This is a genomic window from Streptomyces sp. OR43 (assembly GCF_008042275.1).
Taxonomy (GTDB): domain Bacteria; phylum Actinomycetota; class Actinomycetes; order Streptomycetales; family Streptomycetaceae; genus Streptomyces.
Genome location: NZ_RDBK01000043.1, coordinates 676,939 through 692,410, shown reverse-complemented (window position 1 = coordinate 692,410; position 15,472 = coordinate 676,939). Strand labels below are relative to the sequence as shown.

Annotated in this window: 15 protein-coding genes and 1 other RNA gene; 13 read left to right on the top strand and 3 right to left on the bottom strand. The window is 71.0% G+C overall.

Annotation, left to right across the window (positions count from 1 at the left end; all coding sequences use genetic code 11):
• Nucleotides 1-54: 54 nt before the first annotated feature.
• Nucleotides 55-258, bottom strand: a complete 204-nt coding sequence (locus EAO72_RS21495) for a hypothetical protein (protein ID WP_136330037.1) — start codon at nucleotides 256-258, stop codon at nucleotides 55-57.
• Between the two features lie 269 nt (nucleotides 259-527).
• Here EAO72_RS21495 and ftsE point away from each other — a divergent pair, with 269 nt between their 5' ends.
• The 10 genes from ftsE (at nucleotide 528) to EAO72_RS21445 (ending at nucleotide 11,801) form a co-directional block, all read left to right on the top strand.
• A complete protein-coding gene (gene ftsE, locus EAO72_RS21490; RefSeq protein WP_148018939.1) occupies nucleotides 528-1,217 on the top strand; it encodes a cell division ATP-binding protein FtsE in 690 nt (229 codons plus the stop codon).
• 23 nt (nucleotides 1,218-1,240) lie between these two features.
• Nucleotides 1,241-2,158, top strand: coding sequence for a permease-like cell division protein FtsX (gene ftsX / locus EAO72_RS21485; protein ID WP_148018938.1), 918 nt, complete (start codon nucleotides 1,241-1,243; stop codon nucleotides 2,156-2,158).
• Between the two features lie 68 nt (nucleotides 2,159-2,226).
• A complete protein-coding gene (locus EAO72_RS21480; RefSeq protein WP_148018937.1) occupies nucleotides 2,227-3,414 on the top strand; it encodes a S41 family peptidase in 1,188 nt (395 codons plus the stop codon).
• Between the two features lie 18 nt (nucleotides 3,415-3,432).
• Nucleotides 3,433-3,921, top strand: a complete 489-nt coding sequence (gene smpB, locus EAO72_RS21475) for an SsrA-binding protein SmpB (protein WP_148018936.1) — start codon at nucleotides 3,433-3,435, stop codon at nucleotides 3,919-3,921.
• Between the two features lie 120 nt (nucleotides 3,922-4,041).
• Nucleotides 4,042-4,429, top strand: a transfer-messenger RNA (tmRNA) gene (gene ssrA, locus EAO72_RS21470).
• A 370-nt stretch (nucleotides 4,430-4,799) separates the two neighbouring features.
• Nucleotides 4,800-5,498 (top strand): hypothetical protein, encoded by a 699-nt coding sequence (locus EAO72_RS21465; RefSeq protein WP_148018935.1) that lies wholly within the window; start codon nucleotides 4,800-4,802, stop codon nucleotides 5,496-5,498.
• 66 nt (nucleotides 5,499-5,564) lie between these two features.
• On the top strand, nucleotides 5,565-7,691 hold the full coding sequence (locus EAO72_RS21460; RefSeq protein ID WP_410090539.1) for a bifunctional polysaccharide deacetylase/glycosyltransferase family 2 protein: 2,127 nt from the start codon (nucleotides 5,565-5,567) through the stop codon (nucleotides 7,689-7,691).
• On the top strand, nucleotides 7,688-9,055 hold the full coding sequence (locus EAO72_RS21455; protein WP_261991593.1) for an acyltransferase family protein: 1,368 nt from the start codon (nucleotides 7,688-7,690) through the stop codon (nucleotides 9,053-9,055). The genes EAO72_RS21460 and EAO72_RS21455 overlap by 4 nt, the downstream gene beginning before the upstream one ends.
• 131 nt (nucleotides 9,056-9,186) lie before the next feature.
• On the top strand, nucleotides 9,187-10,518 hold the full coding sequence (locus EAO72_RS21450) for a nitrate/nitrite transporter (protein ID WP_148018933.1): 1,332 nt from the start codon (nucleotides 9,187-9,189) through the stop codon (nucleotides 10,516-10,518).
• Between the two features lie 140 nt (nucleotides 10,519-10,658).
• Nucleotides 10,659-11,801 (top strand): uroporphyrinogen-III synthase, encoded by a 1,143-nt coding sequence (locus EAO72_RS21445; protein ID WP_148018932.1) that lies wholly within the window; start codon nucleotides 10,659-10,661, stop codon nucleotides 11,799-11,801.
• On the opposite strand, the gene EAO72_RS21440 is transcribed toward EAO72_RS21445, so the two are convergent.
• Entirely contained in the window at nucleotides 11,750-12,319 is a 570-nt protein-coding gene (locus EAO72_RS21440) for an anthrone oxygenase family protein (RefSeq protein ID WP_148018931.1), read from the bottom strand. The two genes, EAO72_RS21445 and EAO72_RS21440, sit on opposite strands and share 52 nt — an antisense overlap.
• A gap of 138 nt (nucleotides 12,320-12,457) precedes the next feature.
• Between EAO72_RS21440 and EAO72_RS21435 the strand changes: the two genes are divergently transcribed.
• Nucleotides 12,458-13,051 carry a GNAT family N-acetyltransferase gene (locus tag EAO72_RS21435; protein ID WP_148018930.1) on the top strand — a complete coding sequence of 198 codons (594 nt, stop codon included), beginning with the start codon at nucleotides 12,458-12,460 and terminating at the stop codon, nucleotides 13,049-13,051.
• 147 nt (nucleotides 13,052-13,198) lie between these two features.
• On the opposite strand, the gene EAO72_RS21430 is transcribed toward EAO72_RS21435, so the two are convergent.
• Nucleotides 13,199-13,741: a GNAT family N-acetyltransferase gene (locus tag EAO72_RS21430; RefSeq protein ID WP_148018929.1), complete on the bottom strand. Its 543-nt coding sequence runs from the start codon at nucleotides 13,739-13,741 to the stop codon at nucleotides 13,199-13,201.
• A 113-nt stretch (nucleotides 13,742-13,854) separates the two neighbouring features.
• Between EAO72_RS21430 and EAO72_RS21425 the strand changes: the two genes are divergently transcribed.
• Complete coding sequence (locus EAO72_RS21425) at nucleotides 13,855-14,478, top strand: CGNR zinc finger domain-containing protein (RefSeq protein ID WP_148018928.1); 624 nt, start codon at nucleotides 13,855-13,857, stop codon at nucleotides 14,476-14,478.
• A gap of 246 nt (nucleotides 14,479-14,724) precedes the next feature.
• Nucleotides 14,725-15,312 carry a sigma-70 family RNA polymerase sigma factor gene (locus EAO72_RS21420; RefSeq protein ID WP_148018927.1) on the top strand — a complete coding sequence of 196 codons (588 nt, stop codon included), beginning with the start codon at nucleotides 14,725-14,727 and terminating at the stop codon, nucleotides 15,310-15,312.
• Nucleotides 15,313-15,472 lie beyond the last annotated feature (160 nt).

The window sequence follows — 15,472 nt, the reverse complement described above, 5'->3', positions numbered from 1 at the left end:
CGGCAAAGGGCGGGCGAGCGGTAACGAGGCGGGTGCGCTACACGGTCCGGTGCACTACACGGTCTGGTGCGCCAGCAGCGCCAGCGCGGCCAGCAGCACCACCATCAGGGCCACCAGCATCGCCGGGCTGAGCCCGGCGAACGGTCCCTGCTCCTGTTCCTGCTGCTCCAGTCGCGCGCGGCTGGCCCGGCACACGGGGCAGCGCCCCTCGTTCACGGGCGCCGCGCAGTTCGCGCACACCAGTCGGTCATAGGTCATGCGCATTCCTCCTCCCGCGCGGCGGAGCCGCACAAGCCTTCTCTCCGCACAACGCTCACGGAAACGCAACCGTTCCCCCTACCACTGTGCCAGCTCGCACGGGTTTCGGCTCGGCCCACCGGATACCTCCCGGCCCGTTCCGCTCGCGGCGGAGCCGGGACCGATGCCGTTTCACCGTAAATCACCCATCCCGGTACGCGCGCCTGCACGCGTGAGCCGGGTTCGCGTATGGTCACGCACACCTACTCCCGGCCGACCGTGGTGCATCCGTGATCCGATTCGACAACGTCTCCAAGACCTACCCGAAGCAGAGCCGTCCCGCTCTACGGGATGTGTCTCTCGATATCGAGAAGGGCGAGTTCGTCTTCCTGGTGGGCTCCTCCGGCTCCGGCAAGTCCACCTTCATGCGTCTCATCCTCCGCGAGGAGCGCGCCAGCCAGGGCATGGTCCACGTCCTCGGCAAGGACCTCGCGCGCATGTCCAACTGGAAGGTGCCGCACATGCGCCGCCAGCTGGGCACGGTGTTCCAGGACTTCCGCCTCCTTCCCAACAAGACCGTCGCGGAGAACGTGGCGTTCGCCCAGGAAGTGATCGGCAAGCCGCGCGGCGAGATCCGCAAGGCGGTCCCGCAGGTCCTCGACCTCGTCGGTCTCGGCGGCAAGGAGGACCGGATGCCCGGCGAGCTGTCCGGTGGTGAGCAGCAGCGCGTGGCGATCGCGCGGGCCTTCGTCAACCGGCCCATGCTGCTGATCGCGGACGAGCCGACCGGCAACCTCGACCCGCAGACCTCGGTCGGGATCATGAAGCTGCTGGACCGGATCAACCGGACCGGCACCACCGTGATCATGGCGACCCACGACCAGAACATCGTCGACCAGATGCGCAAACGCGTCATCGAGCTCGAAAAGGGCCGTCTCGTACGCGACCAGGCGCGCGGCGTCTACGGCTACCAGCACTGAGCACCCAGCACTGAAAGGACGCCATGCGCGCCCAGTTCGTCCTGTCGGAGATCGGCGTCGGCCTCCGTCGCAACCTCACGATGACCTTCGCCGTCGTCGTCTCCGTCGCCCTCTCGCTTGCCCTGTTCGGCGGCGCGCTGCTCATGCGCGAGCAGGTCAGCACGATGAAGGACTACTGGTACGACAAGGTCAACGTCTCCATCTACCTCTGTGGCAAGGGGGACGCGGAGACGGTGGTCCAGTGCGCCAAGGGTGCGGTGACCGCGCAGCAGAAGAAGGACATCGAGGCCGACCTCAAGAAGATGGACGTCGTCGACACGGTCATCTACGAGTCGTCCGACGAGGCGTACAAGCACTACCAGGAGGAGTTCGGCGACTCCCCGATGGCGGGCAACATCACGCCCGACCAGATGCCGGAGTCGTTCCGCGTCAAGCTCGACGACCCCACGAAGTACAAGGTCGTCGCCACCGCCTTCGCCGGGCGTGACGGGGTGCAGTCCGTCCAGGACCAGAGAAGCATCCTGGACAACCTCTTCGGCCTGATGAACGGCATGAACGTCGCCGCGCTCTTCGTGATGGCGCTGATGCTCGTCATCGCCCTGATGCTGATCGTCAACACGGTCAGGGTGTCCGCGTTCAGCCGACGGCGCGAGACGGGAATCATGCGGCTCGTCGGGGCCTCCGGCTTCTACATCCAGATGCCGTTCATCATGGAGGCCGCGTTCGCCGGCCTGATCGGTGGCGTACTGGCCTGCGTGATGCTGCTGGCCGGGCGCTACTTCCTGATCGACGGCGGACTCGCCCTCCAGGACAAGCTGAACCTGATCGACTTCATCGGCTGGGACGCCGTCCTCACCAAGCTCCCGCTGGTCCTGGCGATCGGCCTGCTGATGCCCGCGGTTGCCGCGCTCTTCGCGCTGCGCAAGTACCTCAAGGTGTGACATGCGCCCCGTGGGGCGCGCGGCCAACGGGCCGTGCGCCGGCGGGGCGTTGTCCTAGACTCGGCGCCATGCCGGGCCCTGAGAACAGTTTCGGGTCCCGCGGCGTCCGCCGCGGGGCGGCCCTGACATTGGTCTTCGCGAGCGTGCTCGCCACCGCGGCCGCCACCGGTGCGCTGCCGCGCGGGGACGGGCGGAGCACCGAGATAGAGACCCGGTCCGTCGCCAGTTCCGCCGACCGCGACGCCGTGGCCGACGCGGCGGCCGAGGCCGTCGCCGACGGCAAGTCCGGTACGGAGGCGGCCGAGGAGGCCGTCAGCCGCAGCGGGGACCGCTGGGGCGCGGTCTACGACGAGCGGGAGTACCAGGAGTTCGAGCAGGCCCTCGACGGTTCGTACACGGGCGTCGGGCTCGCCGCCCGGCGTTCCGCGGACGGGCTGGTCACGGTCACCCGGGTCCAGCGGGGCGGCCCCGCCGAGCGGGCCGGGATCCGCGCCGGAGATCTGCTGCGCACCGTGGACGGCCACCGGGTCGACAGGCGCGCGGTCTCCGATGTCGTGGCCCTGCTGCGGGGCGACCGTACCGGCGCCGCCGTCGGGAGCACCGTGGTGCTGGGCGTCCAGCGGGGGTCCGCCACCCGGACCGAGACGCTGCGGCGGGCCCGGCTCACCACCGAGGCCGTTTCGGTGCGGCGGCTCGGACCGTACCGTTCCGATTCCTCCGCAGCTGTGCTGATCGAGGTGGACTCGTTCACCAAGGGATCCGGTACCGCGGTCCGTGACGCGGTCCTGAAGGCCCCGGCGGGTGCCGGTGTGCTGCTGGACCTGCGTGGCAACTCCGGTGGACTCGTCACCGAGGCCGTCACCGCCGCCTCCGCCTTCCTGGACGGGGGCCTGGTCGCCACGTACGACGTGCACGGGGAGCAGCGCGCGCTGTACGCGGAGGCCGGGGGCGACACCGAGCGCCCTCTCGTCGTCCTCGTCGACGGCGGGACCATGAGTGCGGCCGAGCTCCTGACCGGTGCCCTGCAGGACCGGGGCCGGGCCGTCACGGTCGGTTCGCGGACCTTCGGCAAAGGATCCGTCCAGATGCCGAGCAAGCTCGCGGGCGGTTCCGTGGCGGAGCTGACCGTGGGCCACTACAGCACTCCGGCGGGCCGTAGCGTCGACGGCCGGGGCATCACACCGGACCTCGCGGTGAGCGCGCGGGCCCAGGAGCGGGCCGAGACGGTATTGAGTGGCCTCGGGGGTGGGTCGTAGTGCGAAAATGGCCGCACTATGGCTAAGGAAAAAGACACCGGGCGCAAGATGGTCGCGCAGAACAAGAAGGCGCGCCACGACTACACCATCCTCGACACCTACGAGTGCGGGCTCGTCCTGATGGGGACCGAGGTCAAATCGCTGCGCATGGGCCGGGCCTCCCTGGTGGACGGCTTCGTGCAGATCGACGGCGGCGAGGCGTGGCTGCACAACATCCACGTCCCGGAGTACGTCCAGGGGACCTGGACCAACCACTCCGCCAAGCGCAAGCGCAAGCTCCTGATGCACCGGGCCGAGATCGACAAGCTGGAGTCGAAGTCCCAGGAGACCGGACACACGATCGTGCCGCTCGCCCTGTACTTCACCAACGGCCGGGTCAAGGTCGAGATCGCGCTGGCGAAGGGCAAGAAGGAGTACGACAAGCGGCAGACGCTGCGCGAGAAGCAGGACGCGAGGGAGACGAACCGGGCGATCTCGGCGGCCCGCCGCCGTCAGCGGAGCGCCTGAGCGCACCGCGCCAGTGGCTGCCGGCCGGTGCGGCAGGAATACGCTGGCATCGTCGTGCGTTGGTCACGTACGATGGCACTGCACCCCACGGGGTGTGCACCACCTTTGAAAAATCAACATGGGGATGATCGGTTTCGACAGCGGATGTCGAAGCAGGGGAAGCGAGTCGAGGAAGCGGCAATGATCTCGTAAACCATATGTCGCAAACAATAATCGCCAATTCCAAGCGCGATTCCTCCGCCTTCGCCCTCGCTGCCTAATTAGCAGCTAAGCGAAGACTCTGCGGAGTGTCAGCCCGGGGGTGATCCCGACCCGGATCCTGGCATCACTAAGGGATCTAAACTTCTAAGCCCGGTCACGGGGCCTGGAAGGAAATCAAACAGTGGCTGGGCCTGTCGGAGGCTTGTTCGTGTGACCTCCGGGGCCGAGAAAAGCGTAGCGAACTGCACTCGGAGAAGCCCTGGTTCCGCACCGTTGGACGCGGGTTCGATTCCCGCCATCTCCACAATTCCCATGTGAACGAGGACCCCGCTGCCACCGGCAGCGGGGTCCTCGTTTTTTGCGGCCCGACGGGGTGCGGGACCGCGGTCGGCGCCCAGGGGGCGTGCGCCCCCGGCGTGTGTCATGCACCGCGCTCCCATGCCCGGGGCGGGTCGGCCCGTCCGGGGCAGGGCCCGCACCACGGTTCGAAAACAGATGTATCTCTCATGATGAACAACACCCGTCCGTGGGGTCGGAGTGTCGTCGGCGTGCGCTACATTCATGGCCCGGGTGCACTGTGGTAGGGGGCGCGTGGGACAGGGTGGGGGCCCGGTCCGGCGACGCACAGACGGTCAGTTGCGCGCACCCGATCCTGAGTGGGGGAAGTGCGTACATCAGTGGAAACTTGGCGTGAAGGTGCCCGTGCGGGACACACCCACGAGCCCAACGAAGTCACCATTCAGCTCGACGGACTGGGACGGCAGCTCTCCGAGCTGCTCCCGGAACCCACCGCTCCGGAGGGCTCCGACGGCCCGGTCTTCGTCGACGAGAGCGGCCGGCGCAGCAAGTCGCTCCGGCGGCTCGGCTGGGTCCTGGCCGCGATCTTTGTCGGTTACGCCGTGACACTCGTCGTGGCCCTGCTCGGAGGCAACTCCACCGCCCCCTTCCTGCCGCTGTCCGGCCAGGAGGAACACCAGAAGACGGAAGAGGTCCGCACGCCGGCCACCGAGGGTGCGACCCCGGGAGCCGCGGTCACACCGGGCGCGACCTCCGGCGTCTCGCCGTCCACCGTCCCGCAGACCGGAGGGAGCGCGGCAGCCCCGGGCGGCGCCGTCGGGGCCGGCGGCTCCTCGGTGCCCGGCACCGGATCCTCCGCCTCGGCCCGCACCGAACCGTCCGCGCAGGGCACCGCCGCGGGGGCGAGCACCGCCGGCGGTGTGCCGGCCGACGGGACGTCCGCCTCCGCGACGACCGCGGCGTCCGGGACACCGAGCGCCGATCCGACACCACCGTCCACGGACCCCGGCGCGGACCCCGTCACTCCGCCGGTCACCACACCTGATCCCCCTGTGCAAGAGCAAGAAGGCGCCAGCTAGATGACCACACCCGCCCCGCGGGTCAGGAACCACCGTAAGAAGCAGAGCCGGCGGCGCAGACTCCCCATGCGCTACATGCTGCCGTTCCTCTTCCTCGTTGCCCTGCTCGCCATGTTGATGCTGCGCGGCTACGTGCACAGCGAAATTCTCGCCGACCACCGGATCCAGCCGCCGGCGGCCACCGACCGGGTGCCCGAGCAGGTGCTGGAGGGCGGCCCCGTCATCGACGCGCGCAGCACCACCGAACCCGCGAAGACGCTGCGCATCCCCGACCACCGCATCGTGCTGACCTTCGACGACGGCCCGGACCCGGTGTGGACCCCCCGGGTGCTGGACAAGCTGAAGGAGTACGACGCGCACGGCGTCTTCTTCGTCACCGGCACCATGGCCTCCCGCTACCCCGATCTGGTGGAGCGCATGGTCAAGGAGGGACACGAGGTCGGGCTGCACACGTTCAACCACCCCGACCTCTCCTACCAGTCCACCGGACGCATCGACTGGGAGCTGTCGCAGAACCAGCTGGCGCTCGCGGGCGCGGCCGGCATCCGCACCTCCCTGTTCCGGCCGCCGTACTCCTCGTTCGCCGACGCCATGGACGACAAGTCCTGGCCGGTCACCCAGTACGTCGGCAGCCGCGGCTACCTCACCGTCGTCAACAACACCGACAGCGAGGACTGGAAGCGGCCGGGGGTCGGCGTGATCTCCAGGAACGCCACCCCGAAGCACGGCAAGGGCGCCATCGTCCTCATGCACGACTCCGGCGGGGACCGGTCCCAGACGGTGGCCGCCCTCGGCCACTTCCTGCCCAAGATGCAGGAGAAGGGGTACGAGTTCACCAACCTCACCGACGCCCTCGGCGCCCCCAGCGCGCACACGCCCGTCACCGGGTACGCGCTCTGGAAGGGCAAGGCGTTCGTCTCCGCCGTCGAGGTCTCGGAGCACATCACCGACGTCCTGGTCGTCGGCCTCGCCGTCATCGGGGTGCTGGTCCTGGCCCGCTTCGGCCTGATGCTGCTGCTGTCCTTCGCTCACGCCCGCCGGGTCCGCAAGAAGGACTTCAGCTGGGGCGATCCGCTCACCCGCCCCGTGTCCGTCCTGGTGCCCGCGTACAACGAGAGCAAGTGCATCGCCAACACGGTCCGCTCCCTGGTGGCGAGCGACTACCCGCTGGAGGTCATCGTCATCGACGACGGCTCCACGGACGGCACCGCGGACCTCGTCGACCGGATGCGGCTGCCGGGTGTCCGGGTGGTGCGCCAGCGCAATGCCGGAAAGCCCGCCGCCCTGAACAACGGCATCGCGCACGCCCGCTACGACATCATCGTGATGATGGACGGCGACACGGTCTTCGAGCCGTCCACCGTCCGCGAGCTGGTGCAGCCCTTCGCCGACCCCCGGGTCGGGGCCGTCGCGGGCAACGCCAAGGTCGGCAACCGCGACTCACTGATCGGCGCCTGGCAGCACATCGAGTACGTGATGGGCTTCAACCTCGACCGCCGGATGTACGACATGCTGGGCTGCATGCCCACGATCCCCGGCGCGGTCGGGGCGTTCCGCCGCGAGGCGCTGAACCGGATCGGCGGCATGAGCGAGGACACCCTCGCCGAGGACACCGACGTCACGATGGCCCTGCACCGGGACGGCTGGCGCGTCGTGTACGCGGAGAACGCCCGTGCCTGGACCGAGGCGCCGGAGTCCGTGCAGCAGCTCTGGTCACAGCGCTACCGGTGGTCGTACGGCACGATGCAGGCCATCTGGAAGCACCGCCGCGCGGTGATCGAGCGCGGCCCGTCCGGCCGCTTCGGACGCGTCGGGCTGCCGTTCGTCGCCCTGTTCATGGTCGTCGCGCCGCTGCTCGCCCCGCTCATCGACGTCTTCCTGCTGTACGGGCTCGTCTTCGGCCCGACCGGGCAGACGGTGGTCGCCTGGCTCGGTGTCCTCGCGGTGCAGGCCGTCTGCGCCGCGTACGCCTTCCGGCTCGACCGGGAGCGCATGACCCATCTGCTCTCGCTGCCCCTCCAGCAGGTCCTCTACCGCCAGCTCATGTACGTGGTGCTGCTCCAGTCCTGGATCACCGCGCTCACCGGCGGCCGGCTGCGGTGGCAGAAGCTCCGCCGCACCGGGGTCGTGGAGGCGCCCGGTTCGATGCCGAGCCAGGGCCGGCCCAGCACCGACCGGAGGCCCGTCGCATGACCCATCCCAGCCACCCCTCTGCGTACCCGCACCAGCAGCCGCCGGAGCCGCACACGGTGCCGTTCCCGGTCCAGCCGCAGGCCGGGACGCAGCTGCCGCCCGGCCGGGGGGCGTGGGCCGCACAGCCCGGACCCGCACCCTGGACGCAGGCCCCCGTTCCGGTGGCGCCCGCGCCGGAGCCCGAAGCCGCGCCGCCCGCCAAGAAGCCGGGCCGCGACCGCTATCTCGACCTGCTGCGTTCGATCGCCCTGGTCCGGGTCGTCGTCTACCACATCTTCGGCTGGGCCTGGCTGACCGTCCTCTTCCCTTCCATGGGCGTCATGTTCGCCCTGGCGGGGTCGCTGATGGCCCGCTCCCTGGCCCGTCCGGCCTGGGGCGTCATCCGTGGCCGCATCCGCCGTCTGCTGCCCCCGATGTGGGCCTTCTCGGCTGTCGTCGTGCCGATGATGTTCCTCCTGACCTGGAAACCGGTGCGGGAGGAGGGCATCTGGTGGTTCCTGAAGCTGGGCTGCTACATCTTCCCGGTCGGAGCCCCTCCCTACCCCTGGCTCAGCGGCGACAAGGCAGGCCTCCTGGAGGACACCTGGGCGGTGCAGGCGGCGGGTCCTCTCTGGTACATCCGCGCCTACCTCTGGTTCGTGCTGGCCTCGCCGCTGCTGCTGAAGGCGTTCCGCAGGCTGCCGTGGGCGACGATGCTCGCCCCCATCGGGCTCACCGCGGTGATCGGCTCCGGCCTGGTCACGATCCCCGGCGAGACGGGCAACGCGCTCGTGGACTTCGCCATGTTCGGCTCCTGCTGGATCCTCGGGTTCGCCCACAACGACGGGCTGTTCGAGAAGGTGCCGCGCTATCTGGTGGTGTCGCTCTCCGCGATAGTGATGGCCTTCGGGCTGTGGTGGGCCTCGGGGCACCTCACGGCCGACGGCTGGGACCTCAACGACATTCCGCTCGCCCAGGCCACCTGGTCGTTCGGTTTCTGCGTGATCCTGCTCCAGTACGCCCCTTCGTGGCAGCAACTGCCCGGCAGGCTCGCGGCCTGGGACCCCCTGGTGACCCTCGCCAACAACCGGGCGGTGACGATCTACCTCTGGCACAACCTGCTGATCATGGCGACGATACCGATACTGGACCAGCTCTGGAACATCCCGTTCGTCGACGCCCACTTCGGCACGCAGATAGAGAGCGCGTACACCGTTCTCATGTTCCTTCTCGTCTGGCCGTTGATAGGGATCATGATCGTCACCGTCGGCTGGCTGGAGGACGTCGCCGCCAAACGCCGGCCGCGCCTGTGGCCGAACGGTGTGAAGAAGTCGCGTGAGCGGGCCCGGCCCGAGGCCTCACCGGCCGGCCCGCGCCGGCGCTGAACCGCGGTCTCACCGGGCCGGGACCGGCCCGGTGAGAGCAAGGTTGCGCACCGGTCACCTCGCGGCACCACACCGAAACGCGCGCTCTCTAGCGTCGGGGACAACACCCCGACCACCCGTGGAGGCGCGTGATGGCTGGCCGTTGGATCGAGCACTGGGAACCCGAGGACGAGACGTTCTGGAAGGAGAAGGGCGAGCCGATCGCCCGCCGGAACCTCTGGTTCTCCGTACTCTCCGAGCACATCGGGTTCTCCATCTGGACCCTGTGGTCGGTGATGGTCCTGTTCATGGGGCCGGAGTACGGGGTGGACCCGGCCGGGAAGTTCTTCCTGATCTCCACCGCGACGCTGGTCGGGGCCCTCGCGCGGATTCCGTACACCTTCGCCGTGGCCAGGTTCGGCGGCCGGAACTGGACCGTGTTCAGCGCGTTCACCCTGCTGGTGCCGACGGTCGCCGCCTTCGTGGTGATGGAGCCGGGGACCTCGTACACCACCTTCATGGCCGTGGCCGCGCTGACCGGCATCGGCGGCGGCAACTTCGCCTCCTCGATGACGAACATCAACGCCTTCTTCCCGCTGCGCAAGAAGGGCTGGGCGCTCGGACTGAACGCGGGCGGCGGCAACGTCGGCGTGCCCGTCGTGCAGCTCATCGGGCTTCTCGTGATCGGGACCGCGGGCGCCACGCACCCCCGGATCGTGCTCGGCGCGTACATTCCGCTGATCGTCGTCGCCGGGCTGTGCGCCGCGCGGTACATGGACAACCTGACGCCCGTGCAGAACGACACCGGGGCCGCGAAGGACGCCGCACGCGATCCGCACACCTGGATCATGTCGGTGCTCTACATCGGCACCTTCGGCTCCTTCATCGGCTACAGCTTCGCCTTCGGGCTCGTCCTGCAGACCCAGTTCGGCCGGACCCCGCTGCAGGCCGCCTCGCTCACCTTCGTCGGCCCGCTGCTGGGCTCGCTGATCAGGCCGGTCGGCGGCCGGCTGGCCGACCGGTACGGCGGCGCCCGGATCACCCTGGCGAACTACGCCGCGATGGCCGTGGCGACCGGCATCGTCGTCTACGCCTCCGGCATCGAATCGCTCACCGTGTTCCTGATCGGCTTCACCGCGCTGTTCGTCCTCACGGGGCTCGGCAACGGATCGACGTTCAAGATGATCCCGGGCATCTTCCACGCCAAGGCGATCGCCCAGGGACTGCGCGGCGAAGAAGCGGCGGCTCAGGGGCGGCGGCTGTCCGGGGCGGCGATGGGACTCATCGGCGCGGTCGGGGCGCTCGGCGGCCTCGCCATCAACCTCGCCTTCCGGCAGTCCTTCCAGACCTCGGGGGTCGGAACGGCGGCCTTCTGGTCCTTCCTCGCCTTCTACGGCGTGTGCTTCGCGCTCACCTGGGCGGTATACCTTCGCCGGACCACGGCCGTCCCGGCGAAGCCCCAGCTCAGCTACGCCGAAGTGTGATGATGACCTTGGGCCGGCCCTGACATGTCGGGTGACGTAACGGGCGGGAAATACGGGTGAACCGAGCCTGTCACGCTTCGTTGGCAGGCTCGGACCTCCGCACCATTGAGCAGCAGCGGGACGAGAGCCGGGTAGACCATATGCACGACGACGCACAGCACGGGCCCCTCGCGGGTTTCACGGTCGGTGTCACCGCCGCGCGCCGGGCGGACGAACTCGGCACCCTGCTGCGGCGGCGGGGTGCCACCGTGGTGCACGCGCCCGCCCTGCGGATCGTGCCGCTCGCCGACGACAGCGAACTGCTCGCCGCCACCAAGGAACTCCTCGACACCGTCCCGGACGTGGTCGTCGCGACGACGGCGATCGGCTTCCGCGGCTGGATCGAGGCCGCCGACGGCTGGGGCATCGGCGAACAGCTGCTGGACACCCTGCGCGGGGTCGAACTCCTGGCCCGGGGCCCCAAGGTCAAGGGCGCGGTCCGCGCCGCCGGGCTGACCGAGACCTGGTCACCGGCGTCCGAGTCCATGGCCGAGGTACTGGAGCGGCTCCTGGAGGAAGGAGTCGAGGGCCGGCGCATCGCCCTCCAGCTGCACGGCGAACCCCTCCCCGGCTTCGTCGAGTCACTGCGCGCGGCCGGCGGCGAGGTCGTCGGCGTGCCCGTCTACCGCTGGATGCCGCCCGAGGACATCGCCCCCCTCGACCGGCTCATCGACATCACCGTGGCGGGCGGCCTGGACGCGCTCACCTTCACCAGCGCCCCGGCAGCGGTCTCCCTGCTGCGCAGGGCCGGGGAGCGCGGCCTGCTGAACGAGCTGACGGCCGTCCTGCAGGGCGACGTCCTCTCGGCCTGCGTCGGACCGGTCACCGCTCTCCCGCTGCAGGACCGCGGCATCGCCACCGCCCAGCCGGAGCGCTTCCGGCTGGGCCCGCTCGTCCAGCTCATCTGCCGCGAACTGCCCGCCCGGGCGCGGATCCTGCCGGTCGCCGGCCACCGGGTCGAGATCCGCGGCCACGCCGTCCTGGTCGACGACGAACTGCGCGCGGTACCGCCCGCCGGCATGGCGCTGCTGCACACCCTGGCCCGCAGGCCCGGCTGGGTGGTGGCCCGCGCCGACCTGCTGCGCGCCCTGCCCGGCAGTGGCACGGACGAGCACGCGGTGGAGACGGCGATGGCCCGGCTGCGCACCGCGCTCGGGGTGCCCCGGCTGATCCAGACGGTCGTCAAGCGCGGCTACCGGCTGGCCCTGGACCCCGCGTCCGACGCCAAGTACGCGGACTCCTGAGGGCGCCGGCGCCCCATCAGGTACGTGGCCCGCAGCAGGAGCGCGAGCGCGGCGGTGCACAGGACCGCCCGTACGGCGTTCCAGGCGACCCACGCGTCCTCGAACCGGTCGCGCACGGCGGCCGGGTCGGCGATGCGTGCCGGGTTCCCGGCCCGCGCCAGCTCGTCGTTGAGCGGCACGTTGACGCCCGAGGTGAGCAGGAAGGCAACGGCGTACACGACGAGCGCGGCGAGGATCCACCGGCGCGGAACGGGGGATCGGCGCTGCTGCCAGGCGGCGGCCGCGGTGAGGAACAGCGCGCCGAGGAAGCCGGCGAAGAAGACCGGGTTCTCGATGACGTCGTTGATGTTCTGCATCACCTCGACGAAGGTCCGGTCGTCGCTGCGGCCGAGCGCGGGCATGACCGCGCACGAGAAGACGTAGAAGGTGCCCGCCATCAGGCCGGTGGCGACGGCGGCGGCACCGAGGACGAGATGGTGGAGGGCGGAGATCGGCCGGTCGGGCCCGCTGGTTGTCATGGAGCCAGTCAAGTGGCGTGGTCCCGCCCGCTCCATGGTTCAGGCGCGCAGTTGCCTTCGCGGGCGTCCAACGGGGCAGACCGCCGACGGGGCCCGGCTCCACGTGAGCGCCTTGGCGTGCCGGGATACGGTGCGGGGATGACCGTGGAAGCACACCGGCTCGACGCCGAGGTACGGCTCCGGCCCCTGGTCCTCGCCGACGCGGGTCCTCTCGCCGCATCGCTGACCCGCAGCCGCACGTACATGCGGCCCTGGGAGCCGGTGCGGCCCGATGCCTTCTACACCGAGGAGGGACAGCGCGAGCGGCTGGCCGTCGCGCTGGCGGACCGCGCCGCGGGACGCGCGATGCCCTGGGTGCTCTGCGACGCGCAGGACCGGGCGATCGGCACGTTCACGCTCAACGGCGTGGTGCTCGGGCCGTTTTGCAGCGCCGCCCTCGGCTACTGGGTGGACGTGGACTTCGCGGGGCGCGGGCTGGCCACCGCCGCGGTGCGGCTGATCTGCGAACTGGCCCGGGACGAGCTGCGGTTGCACCGGATCGAGGCCGCCACGCTGCCGTACAACGAGGCGTCGCAGCGGGTGCTCGCCAAGTGCGGCTTCGAGCGGATCGGGCTGGCCCCGGGCTATCTCCACATCGACGGCGCGTGGCGCGACCACCGGCTCTTCCAGCGCGTCCTGCACGACGGCCCGGTGACCGGGGCGCCGGCGGGGCCGGGGGCCGGAGCCCGCTGAGGCTGCCGGGTCGGGCGGCTGGCGGCTCGCGGCTTGTGGCTTGTGCTTGTGGGGGTGGCCCGGGGCGCGGCCTGGTGCGGTGGACGGGGTCGGGCTGTCCGCGGCGCGTGGCGGTGGTCCGGCCCGGGTCCTGGTGAGGCGGGCGGGTCAGGCGGACCGCCGCTCGTGGCGGTGGCCCTCCCGCGGCCACCGCAGATGTGCGGGCAGCGTCTCCGTGAAGCCGTACCCGGCCTTCTCCGCCACCCGGCACGACGCCTCGTTGTCCGCCCGGTGCAGCAGTTCCAGCGCGACGAGCCCGTCGTCGGCGAACACCGTGAACGCCCATTCCGTCAGCGCTTCGAGCGCCTGCGGGGCGATGCCGCGACCGCGGGCGGGAGCCGCCGTCCAGTAGCCGACCTCGGCCCGGTCCGAGCCGGGCGCGGGGCACACGAGGACGACGTTGCCGACCGGGCCGGTCCCGAGCACCGTGTCCACCACGGCGAAGCTGTGACGCAGCCCGGACTCCCGGCCCTCCTCCTGGTCCCGCAGCCAGCGCTCCGCCGCCGCCTCGTCCTCCACCGGGGCGCGCGACCCCGCCTGGATCGCCGGGTCGCGGTACGCGTCGAGCAGGGCCGGGAGGTCGCCCGGCAGCCACGGGCGCAGCACCAGGGAACCGGACCGGAGGGGGGCACTGCGCGGCTGGTCGCTCATCGGCCCATCGTATGAGGGGAGTTGCCGCGGCCCGCGCGCCAGGGGTTACGGCCGGGAGCCGAGCGGGGCACTCTGGTGGGGACGGCGACCGGACCCGAAGCGGGGGCATGCGCATGGCGACGCGCAAGGGCTCGTACGACTGGCGGTTCGACTCCGGACGGCTCTGCCTCGACCTGGTCGCGACGGGCGCCGGAAACCCGGGCACCGCCGACCCGCTGGAGCGGCCAGAAGGGCTCGCCGCCTGGCTGGTGGCCGCCGGGGCCGTACCCCGGGGCACCCGGCTCGACGGCGTGGACGACGAGTGGCTCGTGCGGTTCCGGCAGCTGAGGAGCGCCGTCGACCGGCTGCTGACCGCGCAGCTCGGCGGGCGGGGAGCCGACGGCGCGCTGGAGCGCGTCAACGCGCTCGCGGCCGGCGCACCGCCCGGCCTGTGCGCCGTGCGCGCCGGGAACGGCGCCCTGGTCCGCGGCCTGAGCGCCGAGCCCGGCTGCGGCGCGCTGCTGGCCGCGGTGGCGCGGGACGCCGTGGAACTCCTCACTGATCCGACCGCCCTGGCCGGCCTGCGCCGCTGCGAGGGCGACCACTGCCGCCGCGTCTACCTGGACACCTCACGCGGCCGGCGCCGTCGCTGGTGCTCCAGCGAGGTCTGCGGCAACCGCGAACGGGTCGCCCGGCACCGCAGGCGCCACACCGAGCCGGCCGCCGGCTCCGCGGACCGCGACGCCCCGGGTGCGTAGGGCGGGCCTCGTGGACCGCGACGCCCCGGGTGCGTAGGGCGGGCCTCGCGGACCGCGACGCCCCGGGTGCGTAGGGCGGGCCTCGCGGACCGCGACGCCCCCGGTCCGCATGGCCTCCTCGCGGACCGCGAAGCCCCCCGGTCCGTAAGGCCGTTCCAAAGAATCTTGGACGCGCGTTGAATGGTTCGCCCCGCATCCCCGTATCGATGGCCAAGGAGCTCGACAGGTCTCGACCGGGAGGTTCGGGTGCGCAAGGATGCGGCCGTGGCCGATGACCGTCCGCACAGGGCCCGGCATCGCAGTGGGCCGCCCCCGTCACCCTCCGACGTCCCCGACGAGGAGTTGATGCGGGCGCTCTACCGCGAACACGCCGGACCCCTGCTCGCGTACGTACTCCGCCTCGTCGCCGGCGACCGCCAGCGCGCCGAGGACGTGGTGCAGGAAACGCTCATCCGTGCCTGGAAGAACGCCGGTTCGCTCAACAGGGCCACCGGTTCCGTCCGGCCCTGGCTGGTGACGGTCGCCCGGCGCATCGTCATCGATGGCCACCGCAGCCGGCAGGCCCGGCCGCACGAGGTCGACCCGTCGCCACTGGAGGTCATTCCCGCGGAGGACGAGATCGACAAGGCGCTGTGGCTGATGACGCTCTCCGACGCGCTCGACGATTTGACCCCGGCCCACCGGGAAGCATTGGTCGAGACCTACTTCAAGGGCCGCACGGTCAACGAGGCGGCCGAGGTGCTCGGCATCCCCAGTGGCACGGTGCGGTCCCGGGTCTTCTACGCACTGCGCTCCATGAAGCTCGCACTCGAAGAGAGGGGGATCACGGCATGAGCGACCAGGAATGGGAGCCCTTCGGGCCCCGGCCGGCCGGTCCCTCCGGCCCCACAGGGCCCCTCGCAGGCCCTACCGGCCCCTCCCGGCCCACCGCCCGGCCCTTCACCCCCGCCGGCGGGGGTGAAGGGCCGGGCGGTGGGCCGGGAGGGGCCGGTAG

Bases quoted from the DNA above. Each gene is read 5' to 3' on its own strand.
- EAO72_RS21495 (WP_136330037.1), bottom strand. From the start codon at position 258: ATGACCTATGACCGACTGGTGTGCGCGAACTGCGCGGCGCCCGTGAAC.
- ftsX (WP_148018938.1), top strand. From the start codon at position 1,241: ATGCGCGCCCAGTTCGTCCTGTCGGAGATCGGCGTCGGCCTCCGTCGC.
- EAO72_RS21480 (WP_148018937.1), top strand. From the start codon at position 2,227: ATGCCGGGCCCTGAGAACAGTTTCGGGTCCCGCGGCGTCCGCCGCGGG.
- smpB (WP_148018936.1), top strand. From the start codon at position 3,433: ATGGCTAAGGAAAAAGACACCGGGCGCAAGATGGTCGCGCAGAACAAG.
- EAO72_RS21460 (WP_410090539.1), top strand. From the start codon at position 5,565: ATGCGCTACATGCTGCCGTTCCTCTTCCTCGTTGCCCTGCTCGCCATG.
- EAO72_RS21455 (WP_261991593.1), top strand. From the start codon at position 7,688: ATGACCCATCCCAGCCACCCCTCTGCGTACCCGCACCAGCAGCCGCCG.
- EAO72_RS21450 (WP_148018933.1), top strand. From the start codon at position 9,187: ATGGCTGGCCGTTGGATCGAGCACTGGGAACCCGAGGACGAGACGTTC.
- EAO72_RS21445 (WP_148018932.1), top strand. From the start codon at position 10,659: ATGCACGACGACGCACAGCACGGGCCCCTCGCGGGTTTCACGGTCGGT.
- EAO72_RS21440 (WP_148018931.1), bottom strand. From the start codon at position 12,319: ATGACAACCAGCGGGCCCGACCGGCCGATCTCCGCCCTCCACCATCTC.
- EAO72_RS21435 (WP_148018930.1), top strand. From the start codon at position 12,458: ATGACCGTGGAAGCACACCGGCTCGACGCCGAGGTACGGCTCCGGCCC.
- EAO72_RS21430 (WP_148018929.1), bottom strand. From the start codon at position 13,741: ATGAGCGACCAGCCGCGCAGTGCCCCCCTCCGGTCCGGTTCCCTGGTG.
- EAO72_RS21425 (WP_148018928.1), top strand. From the start codon at position 13,855: ATGGCGACGCGCAAGGGCTCGTACGACTGGCGGTTCGACTCCGGACGG.